Raw genomic sequence first — 19,507 nt, forward strand, 5'->3', positions numbered from 1 at the left:
TCGCCCAGGCCGCCGTGAACGGGTGGCGGGCGCGCCAGGTTGCCGAAGGCCTCGCCGACCTCCGGCGCGGCGAACAGGGTCCCCAGCGCTTCCAGGTCGGCGGCGCCGAGCTGGACTACGGCGGTGGCGATGAACGCCGGGATCTGCTCCTCGCCGGGGACCCGGAGGTGGCGCCGCGCGGCGAACGTCCGGAGTACGCCGGTGCCCGCGGCGGCTTCTTCGAGGTCCGCCAGGAAGTGCTCCAGATCGGCCTCGGGAATCGGTTCGGTGAACTGAACGAACAGGGTGTGGTGCAACATGCCCCCATCCGACCACCAGTTCGCCGCCTGCGTCCAAGACCTGTGCTGCCTCGATCGATAACCTGTAGGCATGGATCACTTGGAGGTCAGGGAGCTGCGGTATTTCGTCACGGTCGCGGAGGAGCTGCACTTCGGCCGTGCCGCGGCCCGGCTCGCCGTCGCGCAGCCCGCACTGTCGAAGACCATCCGGCGCATCGAGTCCCGGCTGCGCGTCACGCTCTTCGACCGCACCAGCCGCAGTGTGGCGCTGACCCCCGCCGGCGCCGCTCTGCTGGAGCACGGACGGCATGCGCTGAACGCGATGACCGTCGCCGTGCGGAACGCGCAGCGGGCCGCCGCCGGTGAACCGCTCAGGCTCGTCATCAAGCCCGGCGGCGACGCGAACCTGCTCTCCGGCATCCTCGGCGCCTACGCGCGGTACCCCGCGGCGCGGCAGGTCGACATCCTCTTCAGCGGCGCCGCCGACCGCACCGAGCTGCTCCTCGACGGGCGGGCCGACGCGGGCCTGCTCTACGCCCCGTTCGACGACCTCACCGGGCTCGCCGCCGAGACGCTCCACGTCGAGGACCGCGTGGCCGTCCTCCCGGAGGGGCATCGTCTCGCCGCCCGCGACAGCATCGCCATGGCCGAACTCGACGGCGAGGTCTTCCCGCGCTGGCCGGGGGTGCCCGGTGGCGGGAGCGGACCCGAGGTCTCCGAGGGGGCCGGGCTCGTCGCGCTGGTCCGGATCGGCCGCGTCGTCGCCGTGCTGCCGCGCTCACTCATCACACCCGTGCCCCCGGGCATCGTGTGCGTTCCGGTTCCCGACGCGGGACCGAGCCGGATCGTCATCGCCCGCCGGGACGACGACCACCGCGCGCACGTCACCGCGCTGCTCGCCGCCGCCGTATCGCTGCGACGGGGCTGAACCCGCCCTCGGCCGGCCACCCTCGGGGAAGCGGCCCCGCACGGCCGAGGCCAGGGGCGAGCCCCGGCGGGGAGCAGACGCGGGCCGGTCAGCCGGCCCGGCCGAGATCCTTGCCGTACCAGACCTCCATGTACGGCCCCGTGCGGTACGGCGGGATCTCGCGGTAGCCGTGGCGGACATACAGGGAGCGGGCCTCGACCAGGTCCAGACGGGTGTTGAGGACCATCCGGGCGGCGCCGAGCAGGCGCGCTTCGCTCTCCAGCCGCTCCAGCAGGAGGCCGGCGCCCTTCCTTCCGCGGAAGGCGGGCCGCAGGTAGATCCGGGTGAGCTCGGCGCGCCCGGAATCCAGCATCAGCACTCCGCCGCACGCCGCGGCCGCGCCGCCGAAACGGCCCACGAGGAACTGGCCCGTGGGCGGGGTGAGCAGTTCCACGCCGTCGCCGGCCAGGCCCTGATCGATCTCTTCGCAGGTCGCGGGCCGCTTCCAGTAGCGGCTGGCGACCTCGTCGTAGTAGTCCCGCCGCAGGCTGGTCGCGTCCGTCGTGTCGAAGGCTTCGGGGGTCAGATGCCACGAGGTCATGAGAGCTCTGTAGCCGAGGGGCGGGGTCTGCGCCAACCGGTTTCGAAAGGTGACACCCCGTCACCCGGCCCGTGCCCGGCCGCCTCCCGGTGTGTCCGGCTGGTGGAGGCGCCGACCGGGCGGACGAGGGCGCGGTGCGGCCCCGTCCTTTGCCCGTCGTCCTTGGGCCTCCCGGTCCTCCCGAGGCGCCGGGCGGGCCGCGGCCCCCGGGGGGCTTGACCTCGGCGGCCCGCCGAGCCTCGTGAGCGTTCCGTCGGGCTGTAGGAGCGCCTGCCGGTTCGCTGTCTAGAGCTGTGTGGAGCCGCCGTCGGCGAACAGTTCCGCGCCGGTGGTGAACGTGCTGTGGTCGCCGGCGAGGTAGAGGGCGGCGGAGGCGATCTCGTCGGGGCGGCCGATGCGGCCGAGCGGGGTCGGCGGGGCGGCTTCGGCCGCGGTGGGCCGGTCGCCGGACGGGAAGGCGGCGAGGAGCTCGTTCAGGCCCGGGGTCTCGACGGGGCCGGGGGTGAGGGCGTTGACGCGGATTCCGCGGTCGGCGAGTTCGGCGGCCCAGGTGCGGGCGAGGCTGCGGATCGCTGCCTTGGTGGCGGCGTAGACGCTCAGGCCCGGGGTGGCCCGCAGGGCCGAGCTGGACGAGAGCAGGATCACCGAGGCGCCGGCCGTCAGCAGTGGCAGTGCCTTCTGGACGGTGAAGACCGTGCCCTTGAAATTGATCGATACGGTGCGTTCGAACTCCTCCTCGGTGATCGCGCCGAGCGGGCTGTAGTCGCCGACCCCGGCATTGGCCACGACGATGTCCAGGCGGCCGCTGCGGTGGGTGATCTCGGTGTAGAGCCGGTCGAGGTCGGCGGGGTCCGAGATGTCGCCCTGGACGGCGTGGCCTCGGGGGCCGACCTGTGCGACGGCGGCGTCCAGCTCGGCCTTGCGGCGGCCGGTCAGGTGGACGGACGCGCCCTCGGCGGCGAAACGGCGGGCGATCGCCAGACCGATGCCGCTGGAGGCACCGGTGACGAGGGCGGTCTTGTTGTCCAGCTGTCCCATGAGAATCTCCCGTTCTCATCAATGTAACTGTTATTGTTACGTCAATGGGTGTGAAAGGCGGCCCCCTCCGGACGGGGGAGGCCGAGGGCCGAGGTCAGGCGGCTTTGAGGACGTCGCGCAGTACGTCCTCCAGCGTCGTCCTGGTCAACTCCTCGCGCAGCGCCGCCTCCACGCCGTCGTACACGGCGGTCATCGCCGGCCCGATGCCGTGGCCCACGACGCACTCGGGGTTCGGTGCCGCGCGGTGCAGGGCGAAGACCGGTCCCGGCTCGATCGCCCGGTACACATCGAGCAGGGTGATCGCCGCCGGGTCCCGCGTGAGCGTCCAGCCCGCGCCCGCGCCCCGCCGCGAAGTGACCAGCCCCGCCTTGTGCAACTCGCCCAGCAGGCGGCGGATCACCACCGGGTTGGTGTTGACGCTCCCCGCGATCTGCTCGGAGGTGGCGACCTCGTGCCCCCGCCGCTGGTACAGCCCGATCCACGTCAGAGCGTGCGCCGCGATGGTCAGCCTGCTGTTGGCGCTCACGTCGACCTCCACCTCCCTCGCCGTGCCGGTGACGCCGGATAGTCGTAACAATAATTATTACAACGGGGTCCGGCAACCCCTGCCGGCCACCTGTACCGGTTCGCCGAACGGAGCGGAGAGCGGCGGCGCGCCGGTGGCCGGGCAGGGAAACCTCGGCCACCCGCACAGCCGTGGTCCTGCCGGACCTGCCCGCACCGCGGCCCGCGGGGGGGCGCACCCGCGTCGGCGTCGCCGCGGTCCGCGACCCCCAACGGAGTACCCCGCGGCGCGCTGACCGGACCCGCGTGGCCCCGCGTGTGAGCCTGGGGCCGGGTTCCCGGGCGGCGAGAGGTGGTACGCGGTGGCCCGATGGCTGTGCGCAGGGGGCGAACTCCTCGGCTGGTGGACGGCGTTGACGCTGCTGTGGGCCGTGCTGGTCGGACCGCTGGACACCCTGGAGTGGCTGGTCGGCGCCGGTGCCGGCGCGGTGGCGTCGGTCGCCGCCCGCGGGACGCGGCGGGTGGCCGGTGGCCGGTGAACGCCTGGACCGGCGCGGCCACCGCACTGCTCCTCTGCGGTGTGGCACCGGCCGCGTGGGGAGCGGCCACCGGCCCGATCCACCGCCGGATCCCGGCACAGAATCTGGCCTGCACGTTGCTGTGCCTGGTCTTCCTCCTGCTCGCCCAGGGGTTCCACCGCCCGGCCTACACCGATACGGCGCTGGTCCTCTCGGCACTGGGACCGGCCGGCACCCTGCTCTACGTCCGGCTGCTCGCCGACGAGTTGGCGGCCCACCCGCCGCGCACCGGCGCGCTGCGCTCGGTCACGGCGGTGAGCTACCTGGCGGTGCCGGTGGCGCTGCTGCCCCTGTGCCTCGCCGCCGGCCCCGGCCGAGCCCTGGTGAAACTCCTGGTCATCGGCGCCCTGTTGCTGCTCGGCAGCGGGAGCGCGACCCGCGCGGTGACCGCCCCCGGCACCACCGGACACGCACTCGGCAGCCCGGCGGAAACCAGGGGCGGCGATGTCTGACGGGCTCCCCCTGCTGCTCGGGCTGCTGCTGGTGACCGTGGCGGGAACCGGCACCGTCCTGGTACGCGACCCGGTGCGGCAGTCCTTCGTGATGTCGATGTTCGGCCTGGCCCTCGCCACGCTGTTCCTGCTGCTCCAGGCACCCGACGTCGCCCTCTCCCAGCTCGCGGTCGGCTCCGCGCTGACGCCGCTGATGGTGCTGCTGTCCGTGCGCAAGGTGCGCCGCCGGGCCCGCGGCGGGCGCCGGGAGGGCCGCCGGTGACCATGCGGACGCGCCTGTGGGTGCTGGCCCTCGGCGGCCTGGGCACCGCCGTGCTGTATCTGCTGGCCTTCCGCGACCTGCCGGCCTTCGGCGGGGCGTGGCACCCCTACGGCGACCGGGCGGTGCGCGCCGCGCTCGCCCGCCACACCGCCAACACCGTCGCCGCCGTCAACTTCGACCAGCGGGCGCTGGACACCCTCGGTGAGGAATCCATCCTCTTCGGCTCCGTCCTGGGCACCGTCGTCCTGCTGCGGCAGTCACGCGACGAGGACCGGCTGCCGCCGCAACCGGTCCGGGTGGCGCCCCCGGTGCGCCGCTACGCCCTGCTGGTGCTGCCCGTCACCCTGCTGATCGGGCTGTACCTCGTCGCCCACGGCCAACTCAGTCCGGGCGGCGGCTTCCAGGGCGGCGTGGTGGCGGCGACCGCGCTCCACCTGCTCTACATCGCCGTGGACTACCGGGCGCTGGAGCGCATCCGCCCGATCGGACTGTACGAGGTGGCGGACGCCGCGGGCGAGGCCGGCTACCTCCTGCTGGGCGCGGCCGGACTGCTGACCGGCGCGGCGTTCCTGACGAACTTCCTGCCCCACGGCACCTTCAACACCCTCGCCTCCGGCGGCACCGTACCGCTGCTCAACGCCGCCATCGGCGTGGAGGTCGCGGCCGGTGTGGTGGTCCTGCTGGCCCGCTTCCTGGACCAGGCCGTGGAGATCGAGGACGAAGGACCGGGCCCGGCCACGGAGGGCGGAGCATGAGCGTGCTGCCGTACCTGAGCGCGGGGTGGCTGTTCCTGGCCGGCTGTTACGGGCTGGCCACCAGCCGCAATCTCCTCCACGCCGTGGGCTGCCTCTCCGTCTGCCAGGCGTCGACGTACGTCCTGCTGCTCGCCATCGGCTACCGCGGGGGCGCAACCGCCCCGGTCTTCGGCGACATCGCCCCCGGCTCGCGCCCGGTCGTCGACCCCGTCGTCCAGGCCCTCACCCTCACGGACATCGTCATCGGGGCGACGGTCACCGCACTGCTGCTCTCCCTGGTCGTACAGATCGCCAAGCGCCACGGGACGGTGGACCCCGATCAGCTGTCGGAGCTGCGGGGATGACCGTCGCGCGGCTCCTGCCGCTGATCGTGGCCACTCCGCTGTCCGGCGCCGCGGTGCTGGCCGGGGCGACCCGCCGGTTGCCGAGGCCCGCCGCCGAACTGCTGGCCTGCCTGTTCGCGGCGGGGACCGCGGCGCTCGCCCTGGGCGCGGCGGCGGCCACCCCGCCGTCCGTCGAGCGGCCCGTCGAGTGGGTGGGGGGCTGGCGGCCGCACCACGGGCAAGGCGTCGGCATCGTCCTGGTCGGGGACCGCACCGGTCTCGGGCTCGCAGCCCTGGTCTCGCTGCTGGTGCTGGCGTCCCTCGCCTACGCCTGGCGGTATTTCGACGAACCGCCCCGGAGCCGGGCGGGCTCCTTCCCGGCGCTGGTCCTGCTCTTCCAGGCGGGCATGTGCGGTTTCGTCCTGACCGGCGACCTGTTCAACGCGTTCGTCTTCTTCGAGCTGATGAGCGTGGTCGCCTACGCGCTCACCGGCTACCGCGTCGAGGAGGCCCGCGCCGTCCACGGCGGCCTGGTGTTCGGGATCGTCAACTCCCTCGGCGCCTACGCCACGTTGTCGGGCATCGCCCTGCTCTACGCCCGCACCGGCGAACTCGGCCTCGCCCAGACCGGTCAGGCCCTCGGCGCCCGGACCGGCGGGCGTCCGGACGCGCTGGTGACCGCCGCCTTCGTACTCGTCGTCGCCGGACTGCTCGTCAAGGCCGCCGCGGTGCCGTTCCACTTCTGGCTCGCCGACGCGCACGCCGTGGCACCGACCCCCGTCTGCATACTGCTGTCCGGGGTGATGGTCGAACTGGGCGTGTACGGGACGGCCCGGGTGTACTGGACGGTCTTCGCCGGCCCCGGCGGCATCCCGGCGCCCGCCGCGCACCGCGTGCTGCTGACCCTGGGCGCGCTGACCGCGCTGGTGGGCTCGGTGATGTGCTGGCAGCAACGGCACCTCAAGCGGCTGCTCGCCTACTCCACGGTCGCGCACACCGGACTGTTCCTCATCGGCCTGGCGCAGCTCGACGCGGCCGGCGTCGGGGGAGTGACCCTGTACGTCCCGGCCCACGCCGGGATCAAGGCGGCGCTCTTCGCCTGCGTGGGCATCCTGCTGGACCGCTACGGCAGCGTCGACGAGCGGGAGCTGCACGGCCGCGGACGGGAACTGCCCGGCGTCGGGGCGATGTTCGGGCTCGGCGCCCTGGCCCTCGCCGGACTGCCGCCGTTCGGCACCGCGCTGGGCAAGGCCGTCACCGAGGAGGCCGCGGGCGGCTGGGGGACGGCACTGTCCCTGGTGGCGTCGGCGGTCACCGGCGGTGCGGTGCTCCGGGCCGGCGGCCGGGTGTTCCTCGGCCTCGGCTCCCGCCCGCCGGACGCGCCGGAGGAGACGACCGGAGAGGCGGAGGAGCCGGAGACCCGGGGCGGGCCGCTGTCCCGCATCCCGGACTCGATGCTCGCGGTGCCCGCCCTCCTGCTGGCCGGCGCGCTGGTGGTCGGAACGGCCCCCGGCCTGCACACCGCGGCCGGGCACGCCGCCGACGCCTTCACCGACCGCCCCGGCTACCTCGCCGCCGTCCTGTCCGGCCGGCAACTGCGTCCGCCGCCCACCGCCGCGCCGCGGTGGACGCTCGCCGGTGTGCTCTGGGACCTCCTCGGCACCGCCGCGGCCCTGGCCCTGGCCGCGTGGGCCGTACGGCGCCCGGCCACGGAACCGGCCCGCTGGTTCACCCCGCTGCGGCGGCTTCACTCCGGCCACGTCGGCGACTACGTCGCCTGGTTCCTGGCGGGCGTCACCCTCCTGGGCGCCCTGGTGGCCTGACCGCCCGGTGCCCCTGCCCGCCCGGGGGACACCGGCCCCGCGCTGCCGCGGTCGCACGGGCTCCGCCCGGCGCGGGCCCGCGCCGGGCGGTCGCTTCACGGAGGGCGGGCGCCCCGCTCGGTCCGTGCCGGGAACCGCGGGCCGGCGGGAGGCGCCTCAGCCGTCGGTGGCGCAGGGATTGCAGCAGGCGGGCGCCGGTTCCACGCAGACGGCGACGGTGTCGGTGTTGTTTCCGGTGTCGGGGTCCGTCTCGGTGGCGTGGGCGGTGGCGGTGTTGGTGATCCGGCCGGCCCGGGTGGCCTTGGCCCGCAGGACGAGCGTGGCGGTGGCGCCGTCGGCGAGGTCGCCCACCGTCCACCGTCCGGTGACCGGGTCGTACGCGCCGGGGCCGTCGGCGGACAGGAAGGCGAGGCCGTCGGGGAGCCGGTCGGTGACGGTGGTGCCGGTGGCGTCGTTCGGACCGGTGTTGCGGACGGTGATGCGGTAGGTCACCGTCCGGCCGACGGTGACGGTGGTCGCGTCGGCCGCCTTCACCACGGACAGGTCGGCGGCCGGATTGATCTGCGTGGCTTGGGTGTTGGAGGTGGCGGTCAGGGGCTCCGGCGTGGGGCCGAGACGGTTTTCGTAGGTGGCGGTGGCGGTGTTGCTGATGAGCTTGCCGCCACTGGCCCGGTCGACGCGCACCCGGTACTCGACCGTGGTGCCTCCGGGCAGGGCCCCGGTGTTGGGCAGGCTGCCGCCCTCCGCGGCGGTGGCGCCGTTACCGAGGCGGAAGACGACCGCGTTCGTCCCGGTGTCGTAGGACGCCTGGTCGTCGCCTTCGGCGTCGGTCTTCGCCCCGGCGTTCGGCCCGTCGACGACCCGCAGGGAGCCGGGCACGTAGGTGGTGCCCGGCGGGACGGTGTCCGTCAGGACGAGGCTCTCGGCCGCGCCGCCGCCCTCGTTCCTGGCGGTGATGCGGTACGTGAGGACGTCGCCGACCTCCAGCGGCCCGGTGGGGGCCGCGGTCTTGTCGAGGACGACGTGCGGGGCCGTGCCGAAGAAGATGCCGTCCAGGAAGTTGCCGATGCTCTGGTTGCCGCCCGCGGCGGAGACGGAGCGGAAGGCGAAGCGCGTCAGTGTCTGGCCCGCCGGGACGGTGTACGTGCCGGTGTAGTAGCCCCAGGCGGTGTTGCCGTCGGTGAAGCGCCGCTGTTCCACCGCCGCACCGGGCCTGCCGATGTCCAGCGCCATGGTGTCGTCGCCCTGGCGGCCGCGGTGGTACAGCTTCCAGTACAGCTTCGTGCCGGGGGTGGTCGGCAGGTCCTGGTAGAGCGTGGAGACCTGATTGGCGTTGAGTTCGGCGAACTGCGCGCCGTCGGCCGCGGGGACGCCCTGGAAGCCGGAGTGCCACAGTTCGATCATGTGGTCGGTTGCGGTCGTGAGCCAGCCCGGGACGTGCTTGGCCGCCTGCGTCTGCGAGGCGTCCGGCAGGATCTCCACACCGGCCACACCGGGCTCTTCGAAACTGCCGTTGGCCAGGGAAACCCGGAGCGGAGGAGGAGGCGTGGTCATGTTCTTCCCCTTCTGAACCGACACTGCGACGCACCGCCGATCAGCCGTCCTTCGAGCCGTCGCGACGGTGCCGGACACCTGTCAGAGCAGCGGAAGCACACCGGCACGTAAAGCGCCGGAGGAACAGGCCCGGCCGATCCGCCGCGGCAGGTTTGCGCAGGCTGCCGCCGGACGGCTCGCGCCCCGCTGCCCCCGCCGCCCGCCGCGGAACGCCGCTTCCACCACATCCGCCTCCCGCCTCCCTCCGGCCCGTGAGAGCCGGGGCCGGAAGTCTTCGCGGCGTCCGCCCCGTTCACCCCGCTCCGGGGTGGATCGCCGCCCGGCCGGTTGACGCTCCTGGTCCGGCCCCGGCCCCCGGCGTCCGTGCGGCCCGTCCGCGTGCGGCCTCGCCGTCCGGTTCGTACGGGCGCACCGGCTCTCCCCGTTCGGCCCCGATCGCGCCCGGCGCCGCCGGCCACTTCGCCTCGGCACCCGGCTGACCAGGTGGGACGCCCCGGCGGGAAGTGGGCGCCCAAGATCGCCCGGTTGCGGCGCCCGCCCGCCGGGCCATCGGGGCATGTACGTGTGAGCGTACGGACCATCAGAGCGCGCCCGCTTCTCCCGTGGACCCGACGAAAGGGCACAGGTATGCCGTCAACCATGCGTAGGACAACTCCAGGGCTGCGGCGGCCGGTCGCCGCAGCCGTCGCGCTGGGCAGTTGCCTGGCGCTCGCCGTCCCGGCGGGGCCCGCCGCCGCGGCGCCCGCGGACCCGGTGCCGACCGTCTTCTTCGGCGATTCGTACACCGCCAACTTCGGCATCGCTCCCGTGAACGACCTGGACGGCCCCAGGGGCTGGTGCTTCCGGACGACGGAGAACCACCCCGCCGTCGCCGCCCGGCGCCTGGCGGACAAGGGCATCACGCTCGACGTCCGGTCGGACGTCTCCTGCGGCGGCGCGCGCATCGACAACTTCTGGAAGGAACAGCAGCTGCCCTTCGGCACCGGGACGGTCCCGGCGCAGCAGGACGCGCTCAAGGAAGACACCAGGCTGATCGTCGGCGGCCTGGGCGGCAACACGCTGGGCTTCACCAGCATCCTCAAGCAGTGCTCCGCCAAGCTCCGGGAGCCCTCTCTCCTGCCCGCGGAGCCGGTGGATCCGGACAAGCCGGCGGCCGAGTGCCGGAGCTTCTTCGCGTCGGACGACGGAAAGGCATGGCTGGACGACCGGTTCCGGCACGTGGAACAGGAACTGGACGAGATGTTGCAGCGCATGAGCTTCTTCGCCCCGGACGCCGAGCGTGTCCTGGTCGGCTATCCCAGGCTCGTGCCCCAGGACACCGCCAAGTGCCTGACCCCGGCCCCCGGCCAGACGGAACTGCCGCTCGCCGACACCCCCGAGGACGCGCTGCCGTTCCTGGACCAGGTCGAAAAGCGGCTGAACGCCCTCATGGAGAAGGCCGCCGCGGACGACGGCGCCGCCTTCGTGGACCTCTACGACCACACCGGGGGCAACACGGCGTGCGACGGCGCCGACCGGGGCATCGGCGGCCTGCTGGAGAACTCCGAACTCGAATTCCTCGGACAGCCGATCCCGTGGTACGCCCACCCCAACGCGAAGGGCCGCGACATCCAGGCCGAACGCGTGGCCGCCGGGGTCGAGGCGGTCCTCAACGGCTGACGGACCACCCGGCCCCGCCCTCCCGTGCGAACAAAAGCCCCGGGATCCCGGCATGAACGGAGCCCCGGGGCCGTCCTCGGCCCGGGGCTCCGTGGCGCGGCGGACTCCGGGGCCCTCACCCCGACCGGGCCGTCACCCCGGCCGGCCCGAGGGGCCCCGGGGCGCCGTCGTCCCGGTACGAGGGGGTGTCCGGGCCGCCGGTCATGCGGGGCAGGTGTCCAGCATCTCGTCCAGCTTGTTCTTCTCCGCCTCGGTGATGTTGAGGGTGTAGACGTACTTCACATGGGTCCAGGCCCGTGCGTAGGTGCACCAGTAGGAGTGCAGCGGCGGGGCCCACCGGTCGGGGGACTGATCGCCCTTCGACCGGTTGGACGAGGCGGAGACCGCCACCAGCTGCGGGTCGGTGAGGTCGTTGGCGAACTTCTTGCGCCGTGTGGTGTCCCACTCGTCCGCGCCGGAGCGCCAGGCGTTGGCCAGGGGCACCATGTGGTCGATGTCGAGCTGGCGGGCGCTGGTGACGTCCTTGCCGTCGTAGACGCTGGTCCAGGTACCGGACACGGCGCGGCACTGGTCGTCCTGGACGACGTCGCGGCCGTCGCGTTGCAGGACGACCTCGCGGGTGTCGCAGGTGCCGTACTGGATGATCCAGTGCGGGAACTTCGCGCGCGAGTAGCCGTCCATCGAGTGCGGCGCGGCGACGTTCAGTTCGCCGAGTTCCTTCCGTACGGCATCGGCCGACGGCGGCTCGGGAAGGTCCCGGCGTGTGGGCGCGGCGCCGGGCGCGTGACGGGCGGTGTGCGGGGTGGCGGAGGCGGAAGCCGTGGTGACGGGGGCGAGCAGTACGGTCGCGGTGGCCGCGGCCAGGACAACCTTCACGTGGATCGGGCGCATGCGTTCATCCCTCTCGACCGGCGGTGATGCGGGCAGTCAAGAGAGATAGCGGTCGGCGCACGCGTGGGGAGATGTCCCGGGGCGGCATCACCCGGATGGCGGCCGGAAGTTCACCGCAGAAACGGCACACCGCCGCCGCGGACCGCGCGTCCGTACGAGTCTGGTCCCGCCGCGTGCTCATGGCGCCGGCGGGGCCGGCGCCTTCCGCGGGCCGGGGCAGAGCGCGGCGAGGCCGGGCAGGAGGTGTGTCCTGCCCGGCCTCGCCGGTGTCCTGAGCCCCGCCGCTCCCGGTGGGGAGCGGCTGTCCCCGGGGCCCAGGCGGGCTGTGTCTTCCGCCGGGACGCTCGGATGACCGGGTGGGTCAGTAGGCGGAGTTGACGTTGTCCATCGAGCCGTAGCGGTCGGCGGCGTAGTTGGAGGCCGCGACGATGTTGGCGACGGGGTCGGTGAGCGAGTCCTTGGTGCCGTCGACGTGGTACGTGTCGAAGGTCGGCTGGATCACCTGGAGCAGACCCTTGGACGGGCTGCCGTTCTGGGCGTTGACGTCCCAGTTGTTCTGGGCCTGGGGGTTGCCGCCGGACTCGCGCATGATGTTCTTCTTGACGCCCTCGTAGGAGCCGGGGATGTTCTTGGCGTCCATGACGTCGAGCGCGGTGCGGATCCAACCGTCGAGGTTGTCACCGTGCTCCTTCTTGCCCTGTTCGACCAGCTTGGCGACCTGCTGGGCGTCCCCGCCCTGCGCGTCCGCCTGGTGCGCCACGGTGGCGGCGGAGACGGCGGCGGTGGTGTGGGCGGGGGCCGGGGCGGCGTGCGCCGGGGTCGGGGCCAGGGTGGCGGCGGCCGCGGCGGCGCCGACGGTGGCGAGACCGGCGATCGTGTACTTGCGGAAGCGGGTGGCGGTGGTGGCAGTCATGGGGGTACCTCTCCATTCGGGGGACATCTCGTGGGGAGGCCGACAGAGGGTCGGCGGCACGCACGCTGCGGTGCGTGCTCGACGCGGCTGTCGCGTCGTGGGGCCGGGTCAGGCACGGGCGGAATCCGGTTCGTCCGCCCGGTCCGGCGCTCGGCTCCCCGGTACGTCCACCACGTTGCGAGACGCCTGCCGCCCGGCGCAAACATGTGACCTACGACCGCGGGTAGCAGGAAACGGCGGACGGGGGCGCACGGGGTGCTCGTGGTGCCGGTGTCGGCTACTACCGGGCTTCCGGTGTGACGGGGGCCCCGTGCCCGTCCTCACACCGGCACGGCAATTCGGGCGATATCGGACTACTCGGGGTGAGCGTGAACCCTCGCGCCGGTCACCGTCCGACCGGCCTCGCCCGCGTCGCCGGGCCGGGGATCACCACCGGCGTCCACGCCGGCTCCGGGCCGCAGCCACCGGTCCCGCCGAAGCGGACCGGGGCCGCGCCCACGCCCGCCCTGAACGATCACGGGTCCCCGTCCGGGCAGGTGCGTCAGGACGGCCCGCACTGCAGGCGCGCGCCCGGCCGCTCCGGCGCCCACGCCCGCCATTTCCCCCGAGTCCAACGGCACACCACCGGGGCAACGGCCGCCGCACCGGTCACCGCACCGAGAACCGCCGCGCCGGAGAGGGCAGGACCGCGGAGAGGGGCGGCTGATGCTCCGGGGGCTAGCGCTCCAGCAGGCACAGGCCGGTCAACGGGTTCGGCAGCGTGACGATCTCGCGTGCCTCCTGTCCTGCGGAGGGGCCGTCCGGAAGCGGGACGGCGCGGATGTGGCCGTAGAGGTCGGCGACGTAGGCGATGCCCGCTTCGTCGTCGACGGCGAGGCCGATCGCCTCCTCGAAGCCGTCGGCGAGGATCTCGGGCGGCCGTCCCGCCGCGCCGGCCGCCGGGACGGGCGCGCGGTTGAGCGTGTTGCCCGTGGGCGGGGCGCCGCGGTCGGTCCAGTACAGCCGGTCCCCGCTGAGGTGCAGGTCGATGGGCTCGGGCAGACCGCTCCAGAGCACCTCGATGTCGGAGCGGTCCGCGGCGCTCTCACCGGCCGGGATCTCCAGGCCCGCACGGAAGATCCGGCCCTTGCCGCCCTTGGCCGGCCCCTTCTGCGTCCAGTACAGGTGGCCGCGGCCGGGGTCCACGGCGATGCCGACGCACTCGCCCATGATCCCGTCCTCGGCGGGGTTCACCACGAGATCGGTCAGACCGCTGCCGTCCACCCGGGCCCGGCTGATCCGGCGCCCCTCGCGGTCACTCCAGTACAGCGTGCCGGCCCCGTCGGAGGTCAGCTGCTTGCCGGTCGTCAGCGCTCCGCTCGGGACCACGTCGTACCGCGGCCCGCCGTCGAGGCTCCGGGCGTGGACACCGCCGTTGCGGCGGCTGAAGTCGAAGCCCTCCTCGCCGGGTATGCCGGGGTCGACCGCCGGGGCGCCCATGGTGGTCCAGAAGGCGGTTCTGGAATCCGTCACGATGCCGTCCGGGCAGTCCCCGGCATCGTCGAACAGGGTGCGCACCTGTCCGTCCGGAAGGCTCACCCGCAGCACTTCGGCGGGCAGGAACTGCAGTGCCAGCAACTCTTTCGGCATGGCCGTCGTCCTCGTTCTCGGTATTTCTCGATCTGTCGGGGCTCCGCCCCGGTGGGGGCGGACGGTCACCGCTGCCGGGTGTCCTCGGACGCGGGTTCCGGCCAGCCCAGCGGCCCCAGCACGGCGCGGGTCCGTTCGTCGCGCAGTGCGGCGAGGCGTGCGTAGGCCGGCTCACCGGTGCCGTAGGCCCGCTCGACCGCGTCGAGGACTTCGCCCGTCCGGGCCGGGTCGGGTTCGCCGATGTCGAAGGTCAGCTGGGAGCCGACGTGCTCGACCAGATGGCGCATACCGGCGGGCCCCCCTCCGAGGGCCCCGCTCCCGAACGGTCCGGTCACGGCCCAGCGCAGGCCGAGCGAGGAGCGGACGAGGTCGTCGAGGTCCCGCACGTCGATCACGCCCTGCTGCACCAGATGGATCGCCTGGTCGGTGAAGACCTTCTGCAGACGGTTGCCGACGAAGCCGGGGATCTCCTTCTTCAGGCGGATCGGCAGCTTGCCCAGCTCGCGGTAGACCTCGACCGCCCGGTCGACGGTGCGGGCGGCGGTGTGCTCCCCCGGCACCACCTCCACCAGCGGCATCAGCTCCGGCGGGTTGAACGGGTGGCCGATCACGATCCGGTCGGCCGCCGGGTTGCCCCGGGCGATCACCGAGGGCACCAGGGACGAGGAGGACGAGGCCAGCACCACGTCGTCGCGGGTGTGCGCGGCCAGCGTGGCGAACATCTCCTCCTTGACCTCGATGCGCTCCGGTCCGGCCTCCTGTACGAAGTCCGCACCGGTCGCGGCGGCGGCCAGGTCATGGGTGGCCGTCACCGACGTGCCCGCCAGTTCCCGCCGGACGAGTTCCGGCAGATCGGGCCGCGGGTCGCTGATGCGTACCTCCCAGCCGGCCGCGTCGAAGAGACGCGCCCAGGAGATGCCGATGACGCCGGCACCGACGATCGTCACGATCGCCATGAAAATCACCCCACAGGTACGAGAGCGGATAGCCCGGGAAGGCCCGTCGTCGCCCCTGTCCGCGGAGGTCTCCGGAGGATGTCCTCCGAGAGAGGGGGAGGGCGGCGGATCGGCCGGGCCGGATGAGGGGAACGGGCTCCGCGCGTCGGCGGGCGGTTCCGGAATCCAGTCGACACCCGAGAGGGCAAGTCTGTCCAATATATGGTTTAGTCATGGTTGATAGGGCAGACGATATGAACCTCTCCCGGCGCCTGCTGGAACAGTTCCTGGCGGTGGCGCAGGAGAAGCACTTCGGCCGGGCCGCCGAGCGGCTCGGCATGAGCCAGCCGCCGCTGAGCCAGTCGATCCAGCGCCTGGAGCGGACGGTGGGTGTCCGCCTGCTCGACCGTGGCCCGGGTGGCGTGCGGCTGACTCCGGCCGGGCAGGCGTTCGCCGCCGACGCGCAGCGGCTGCTCGATCTGCAGACCGCCGCGGTCGCCCGCGCCCGGCGGGTCGCCTCCGGACTGGAAGGCGGCATCCGCGTCGGCTATGTGAGCCTCCTGAGCCACCTCTACCTGCCCGCGATGCTGCGGGCGGCGGCCGAACGCCTGCCGGGGCTCCGCGTCCACCTCCAGCACGGCTCATCGGCAGGGGTGGTCGAGCAGGTCCGCGACGGAATGCTCGACCTCGGATTCCTGCGCGATCCGGGGCGGCTCTCCGGTGACCTCGTCAGCGAGGTCGTCGTCACCGAGCGCATCGGTGCCGCGGTGCCGATGCGCCACCGGCTCGCCGACGCCCCCGGGATCGACCTCGTCCAGCTGGCCGACGAGGACTTCGTCCTCCCGGACCCCGCCGCGCTCCCCGTCCTCGCCGGGCAACTCCGCACCGCCTGCCGTGAAGCGGGTTTCACCCCCCGCCAAGCGGCCGTCGCCGACGACCTCAGCGGTCTGTTCAGCTACGTGGCCGCCGGTCTGTGCGTGAGCCTCGCGCCCGAGAGCCTGCGGCATCTCGCCGTTTCCGGCGTGGCGCTGGTCCCGCTCCTGGGGGAGGCGAGCCATCTGGACACCGCCGTGTACGCCATCCACCGCCCGGACGCCGATCCCGCGGTGATCCGTCTGCTGGAGATGACGACCGCCCTGAAGGACCGGCACAACTGACCCGGCGCCCCGTCCCGCCACCGGGTGACGGCTCCGTCGGGCCCGGTGCGGGGCGCGTTCGTGCTCACGCTCCGCGCCCGGAACCGGTCGCCTCCGGCCCGAAGGCGACGGGGAGTGGAGCCCCGCTGTGCGGGCGGGGCCCGGCGGTGCGGCTCCGCTCGGGCCGCTCGAAGGCCGGGCCCCGCCGCTGTGCGGGCTCTGGTCAGTCGGGGGGTGCCGGGAGGGCGGCGGAGTCCGTGAGGGTGTCGAGTTCGGCGGCGAGATCGGGATGGGTGGCCGCCAGGTGGGGCCGGGCGGCGGCGAGGGGAGGGAGGAGTTCGGCGGGGTCGTTGTGGGCGAGGGCCGCGTGGAGTTGGTCGAGCGGGTGGCGGGCGGCGGTGGGGAGATCGGCGAGGGCGGTGATCCGGCCGGCGAGGCGGCGCAGGTCGGCGGCGTTGCGACGGGCCCAGGTGGCGGTGGTGCGCCGCGCCGCGCGGCGTTCGCGGGTGGCCTGGACGCGCTGTTCGCCGGTCGTGCCCGCGGCGCCCGGCCTGCCCCGCAGGTAGCGGCGTTCGGCGGCCTGACGGCTGGCGACACCGAGGGGGCGGGCGAGGTCGGCCCAGCTGGCGCCCGCGTGGCGGGCGGTTTCGATCAGGCCGGTCTCCCATCCGGCGAGCTGCTCGCGCACCTGCCGCAGCAGCAGGAGGGAGGCCAGCGCCTGCTCCGGGCCGACCTCGGGGGTTTCCGCGGCGTCGGGTGCGTCGTGCCGGGCGGCGTACAGGGCGTCGTCTATGGCTTCCAGCGCCGCCGCGGCGGCGAGGAACGAGGCCGGACTCGGGGCGTCGGCGCGGGAAGAGGCCGGCTGGTCGGCTGCTGTCACGGGCGCCTCCCTCGGGCTTGTCATCGTATCGACGACATCAGGTTTGTCATCCATTGGATGACATGTTACAACGGTTTCAGTGCAGCGCATTGGCAGCAACTGCCCGAACCTGCTGGAGGTGTTCCGTGATGTTGATGCGCACCGACCCCTTCCGAGAGCTCGACCGGCTGGCTCAGCAGCTGATGGGCCCGGGTACGTGGTCGCGCCCGTCCGCGATGGCGATGGACGCCTACCGCGAGGGCGACGCATACGTGGTCGCCTTCGACCTTCCCGGCGTCAGCGCCGACGCGATCGACATCGACGTCGAGCGCAACATGCTGACCGTCAAGGCCGAGCGCCGCCCGGTCGCGAAGGCCGACGACGTGCAGATGGAACTGTCCGAGCGGCCGCTGGGTGTCTTCTCCCGGCAGATCGTGCTGGCGGACACCCTGGACACGGAACGCATCAAGGCCGACTACGACGCGGGCGTGCTCACCCTGCGCATCCCGATCGCCGAGCGCGCCAAGCCCCGCAAGATCTCCATCGGCGCCGGTTCCGACCGCAAGGAGATCTCCGGCTGAACCGGACGAGGAAAGGCCGGACAGCGGCGGAGGACGGGGCCCCGGTCTTTCCCCCCGCCCCGTCCTCCGCGCCCACGGACGGATCGAAGAAGGGTGGCGGCCGAGGTGACCCTGCGATGGGAAGCGTTCCTCGACCACGTGAAGGAACGCGGTGAGTACAGCACCCTCCGGGAGGCGGAGCGCGCGGCCCGCGTAGTGCTCGGCCTGCTGGGCGCGCACCTGGTCGGCGAGGTCCGCGCACAACTGGCGGCACGTCTGCCGGAAGGCTTCGCCCTGAACCTCCTCAACCCGCTCCAGAGCGCCGAACCCCTGTCGCCGGAGCGGTTCGTACGAGCGGCGGCGGCCTGGATGGAGGGGGCCACCGAACAGACCGCCACCTGGGACGTCAGCGCCGTCCTCAGCACGGTCGCCGACGCCGCCGGTGACGACCTGCTGGGGCAGATCCTGCTCCAGCTCCCCGCGGGCTACGACCTCCTCTTCGGCCGCCCCCAGCCCGCCTGACCACCACACACCGGGGCCCGCGCACCCGCGCGGGCCCCGGCACCCGAACCCGGCTACGGAAAGGCAACCACCGCAGTGATGTCCGACCGGTGTGCACCGCTGCAGCACTCACCCGCGATGACGTACGAGCAGCTGCTGGAGAAGGTCCGCTACGAAGGCGCGTACCCCACCCGGGAGAAGGCCGAAGAAGTCGTCCGCCTGGTCCTCGCGGGGCTCGGACGCCAGCTGACCGGCGACGAACGCGTCGAACTGGCCGCCCGCCTCCCCTTCGAGGCCGCACGCATCCTCACCGCGCAGATCCCCGACACCCGGCCGCTGACCGGCTGGGCCTTCGTCAAGGACCTCGCCGCCGGCACGGGCGCCTCCCTGGGCACCACCCGCTGGGACACCGGGTCCGTCCTCGGAGTCGTCGCGGCCCTGGCCGGCCCCGACCTCCTCACCGGCATCCTCCGCCAACTCCCCACCGGCTACGCGCTGCTGTTCGGCCGCGCCGAACTCACCCGGGCCGCCTAGGGACCCCCGGGAAGAAGAAACCCGCCGACGAGGCTGCCGGCCGGGGGAGCCGGTGGCGGCGGGGCGGCGGACGAGCCCCGGGGCCGCCGGCGGTGCGCTCGCGGTCCGTCCCGCCGGAGACTCCCCTTGACCAGGTCCCTGTCCGGACGGTTTCCGGGCCCGGCCGAGCGGCGGATCCGCCGCTGTGGCCGGGCGCCGGACCGGCCTGCGGCCGAGGCGGGAAAGGCACCCTGGGGCGGCGGGTGACGGTGTGCCAAGGTGGGCCGTATGACGTGGAACGGTGACGAGTACCAGGCCCGGTTCGATCGGATGGCCGCCGAGGGGGCGGACGTGCACGGGGAGGCCGTGTTCGTCCGGGCCTTCGGGCCGGCCAGCGTGCTCGACGCGGGGTGCGGAACGGGGCGGGTGGCTGTGGAGTTGGCCCGGCACGGGATCGAGGTGACGGGGGTGGACGCCGACGCCTCGATGCTGGAAACCGCTCGGCGCCGGGCACCGGAGGTCGACTGGCACCGCCGGGACCTGGTCGGTCTCGACCTGGGGCGGACCTTCGACCTCGTGGTGATGGCGGGCAACGTCCCGCTGTTCACCCCGCCCGGGACGGAGGCCGAGCTGGTGGCCGGGGCGGCCCGGCACGTCCCGGCCGGCGGCCGTCTCGTCGCCGGGTTCTCCCTGGACCGCGGTTACGGACTCGACGACTACGACGCGCACTGCCGCGCGGCGGGGCTCGACCTGGAGGCCAGGTACGCGACGTGGTCGCGCGAGCCCTACGCCGGCGGGCCGTACGCGGTCTCCGTGCACCGCAGGCCCTGACCGCC

22 protein-coding genes are annotated in these 19,507 nt (G+C 73.6%); 13 read left to right on the forward strand and 9 right to left on the reverse strand.

Going from position 1 to position 19,507, the window contains the following annotated elements; all coding sequences use genetic code 11:
• Window positions 1–369: 369 nt before the first annotated feature.
• Window positions 370–1,206 carry a LysR family transcriptional regulator gene (locus ACZ4M8_RS13025; RefSeq protein ID WP_467606304.1) on the forward strand — a complete coding sequence of 279 codons (837 nt, stop codon included), beginning with the start codon at window positions 370–372 and terminating at the stop codon, window positions 1,204–1,206.
• Between the two features lie 88 nt (window positions 1,207–1,294).
• Here the strand turns inward: ACZ4M8_RS13025 and ACZ4M8_RS13030 are convergent, their stop codons facing one another.
• From ACZ4M8_RS13030 to ACZ4M8_RS13040, 3 genes are all read right to left on the reverse strand, one after another.
• On the reverse strand, window positions 1,295–1,786 hold the full coding sequence (locus ACZ4M8_RS13030; protein WP_467606305.1) for a GNAT family N-acetyltransferase: 492 nt from the start codon (window positions 1,784–1,786) through the stop codon (window positions 1,295–1,297).
• Between the two features lie 285 nt (window positions 1,787–2,071).
• A complete protein-coding gene (locus tag ACZ4M8_RS13035) occupies window positions 2,072–2,824 on the reverse strand; it encodes an SDR family NAD(P)-dependent oxidoreductase (RefSeq protein WP_467606306.1) in 753 nt (250 codons plus the stop codon).
• A gap of 94 nt (window positions 2,825–2,918) precedes the next feature.
• Window positions 2,919–3,350, reverse strand: a complete 432-nt coding sequence (locus ACZ4M8_RS13040) for an Rrf2 family transcriptional regulator (RefSeq protein ID WP_467606308.1) — start codon at window positions 3,348–3,350, stop codon at window positions 2,919–2,921.
• A 340-nt stretch (window positions 3,351–3,690) separates the two neighbouring features.
• On the opposite strand from ACZ4M8_RS13040, the gene ACZ4M8_RS13045 reads away from it, so the two are divergent.
• Genes ACZ4M8_RS13045 through ACZ4M8_RS13070 form a run of 6 tightly spaced genes read left to right on the forward strand, consistent with a single transcriptional unit; the run spans window position 3,691 to window position 7,521 of the window.
• Window positions 3,691–3,867 carry a hypothetical protein gene (locus ACZ4M8_RS13045; RefSeq protein ID WP_467606310.1) on the forward strand — a complete coding sequence of 59 codons (177 nt, stop codon included), beginning with the start codon at window positions 3,691–3,693 and terminating at the stop codon, window positions 3,865–3,867.
• Window positions 3,864–4,358 carry a monovalent cation/H+ antiporter complex subunit F gene (locus tag ACZ4M8_RS13050; protein ID WP_467606312.1) on the forward strand — a complete coding sequence of 165 codons (495 nt, stop codon included), beginning with the start codon at window positions 3,864–3,866 and terminating at the stop codon, window positions 4,356–4,358. Before ACZ4M8_RS13045 ends, ACZ4M8_RS13050 begins: the two co-directional genes overlap by 4 nt.
• A complete protein-coding gene (locus tag ACZ4M8_RS13055) occupies window positions 4,351–4,620 on the forward strand; it encodes a hydrogenase subunit MbhD domain-containing protein (protein WP_467606315.1) in 270 nt (89 codons plus the stop codon). Before ACZ4M8_RS13050 ends, ACZ4M8_RS13055 begins: the two co-directional genes overlap by 8 nt.
• 2 nt (window positions 4,621–4,622) lie before the next feature.
• Window positions 4,623–5,375, forward strand: a complete 753-nt coding sequence (locus ACZ4M8_RS13060) for an MnhB domain-containing protein (protein ID WP_467606571.1) — start codon at window positions 4,623–4,625, stop codon at window positions 5,373–5,375.
• Window positions 5,372–5,719, forward strand: a complete 348-nt coding sequence (locus tag ACZ4M8_RS13065; protein WP_467606317.1) for a sodium:proton antiporter — start codon at window positions 5,372–5,374, stop codon at window positions 5,717–5,719. Before ACZ4M8_RS13060 ends, ACZ4M8_RS13065 begins: the two co-directional genes overlap by 4 nt.
• Window positions 5,716–7,521, forward strand: a complete 1,806-nt coding sequence (locus tag ACZ4M8_RS13070; protein WP_467606320.1) for a complex I subunit 5 family protein — start codon at window positions 5,716–5,718, stop codon at window positions 7,519–7,521. Before ACZ4M8_RS13065 ends, ACZ4M8_RS13070 begins: the two co-directional genes overlap by 4 nt.
• Before the next feature lie 156 nt (window positions 7,522–7,677).
• On the opposite strand, the gene ACZ4M8_RS13075 is transcribed toward ACZ4M8_RS13070, so the two are convergent.
• The gene (locus tag ACZ4M8_RS13075; RefSeq protein ID WP_467606323.1) at window positions 7,678–9,075 is read right to left on the reverse strand and encodes an isopeptide-forming domain-containing fimbrial protein; all 1,398 of its coding nucleotides are present in this window, start codon (window positions 9,073–9,075) and stop codon (window positions 7,678–7,680) included.
• Window positions 9,076–9,714: 639 nt separating this feature from the next.
• Between ACZ4M8_RS13075 and ACZ4M8_RS13080 the strand changes: the two genes are divergently transcribed.
• Window positions 9,715–10,734, forward strand: a complete 1,020-nt coding sequence (locus ACZ4M8_RS13080) for an SGNH/GDSL hydrolase family protein (protein WP_467606325.1) — start codon at window positions 9,715–9,717, stop codon at window positions 10,732–10,734.
• Between the two features lie 201 nt (window positions 10,735–10,935).
• Here the strand turns inward: ACZ4M8_RS13080 and ACZ4M8_RS13085 are convergent, their stop codons facing one another.
• From ACZ4M8_RS13085 to ACZ4M8_RS13100, 4 genes are all read right to left on the reverse strand, one after another.
• Window positions 10,936–11,625 carry an HNH endonuclease family protein gene (locus ACZ4M8_RS13085; protein ID WP_467606326.1) on the reverse strand — a complete coding sequence of 230 codons (690 nt, stop codon included), beginning with the start codon at window positions 11,623–11,625 and terminating at the stop codon, window positions 10,936–10,938.
• Between the two features lie 361 nt (window positions 11,626–11,986).
• Complete coding sequence (locus tag ACZ4M8_RS13090) at window positions 11,987–12,538, reverse strand: transglycosylase SLT domain-containing protein (protein ID WP_467606327.1); 552 nt, start codon at window positions 12,536–12,538, stop codon at window positions 11,987–11,989.
• A 717-nt stretch (window positions 12,539–13,255) separates the two neighbouring features.
• Window positions 13,256–14,167: an SMP-30/gluconolactonase/LRE family protein gene (locus tag ACZ4M8_RS13095; protein WP_467606329.1), complete on the reverse strand. Its 912-nt coding sequence runs from the start codon at window positions 14,165–14,167 to the stop codon at window positions 13,256–13,258.
• A 65-nt stretch (window positions 14,168–14,232) separates the two neighbouring features.
• On the reverse strand, window positions 14,233–15,123 hold the full coding sequence (locus tag ACZ4M8_RS13100; RefSeq protein WP_467606331.1) for a 3-hydroxyacyl-CoA dehydrogenase NAD-binding domain-containing protein: 891 nt from the start codon (window positions 15,121–15,123) through the stop codon (window positions 14,233–14,235).
• A 212-nt stretch (window positions 15,124–15,335) separates the two neighbouring features.
• Between ACZ4M8_RS13100 and ACZ4M8_RS13105 the strand changes: the two genes are divergently transcribed.
• A complete protein-coding gene (locus ACZ4M8_RS13105) occupies window positions 15,336–16,259 on the forward strand; it encodes a LysR family transcriptional regulator (RefSeq protein WP_467606333.1) in 924 nt (307 codons plus the stop codon).
• A 202-nt stretch (window positions 16,260–16,461) separates the two neighbouring features.
• On the opposite strand, the gene ACZ4M8_RS13110 is transcribed toward ACZ4M8_RS13105, so the two are convergent.
• Window positions 16,462–17,118: a type III effector protein gene (locus ACZ4M8_RS13110; RefSeq protein WP_467606335.1), complete on the reverse strand. Its 657-nt coding sequence runs from the start codon at window positions 17,116–17,118 to the stop codon at window positions 16,462–16,464.
• A gap of 128 nt (window positions 17,119–17,246) precedes the next feature.
• Here ACZ4M8_RS13110 and ACZ4M8_RS13115 point away from each other — a divergent pair, with 128 nt between their 5' ends.
• The 4 genes from ACZ4M8_RS13115 (at window position 17,247) to ACZ4M8_RS13130 (ending at window position 19,502) form a co-directional block, all read left to right on the forward strand.
• The gene (locus ACZ4M8_RS13115; RefSeq protein WP_467606337.1) at window positions 17,247–17,678 is read left to right on the forward strand and encodes an Hsp20/alpha crystallin family protein; all 432 of its coding nucleotides are present in this window, start codon (window positions 17,247–17,249) and stop codon (window positions 17,676–17,678) included.
• Window positions 17,679–17,783: 105 nt separating this feature from the next.
• Entirely contained in the window at window positions 17,784–18,179 is a 396-nt protein-coding gene (locus tag ACZ4M8_RS13120) for a DUF2267 domain-containing protein (RefSeq protein WP_467606572.1), read from the forward strand.
• Window positions 18,180–18,296: 117 nt separating this feature from the next.
• The gene (locus ACZ4M8_RS13125) at window positions 18,297–18,692 is read left to right on the forward strand and encodes a DUF2267 domain-containing protein (RefSeq protein WP_467606339.1); all 396 of its coding nucleotides are present in this window, start codon (window positions 18,297–18,299) and stop codon (window positions 18,690–18,692) included.
• A gap of 267 nt (window positions 18,693–18,959) precedes the next feature.
• Window positions 18,960–19,502: a class I SAM-dependent DNA methyltransferase gene (locus ACZ4M8_RS13130; RefSeq protein ID WP_467606341.1), complete on the forward strand. Its 543-nt coding sequence runs from the start codon at window positions 18,960–18,962 to the stop codon at window positions 19,500–19,502.
• Window positions 19,503–19,507: the final 5 nt, after the last annotated feature.

It is taken from the genome of Streptomyces sp. NPDC027185, assembly GCF_055567035.1.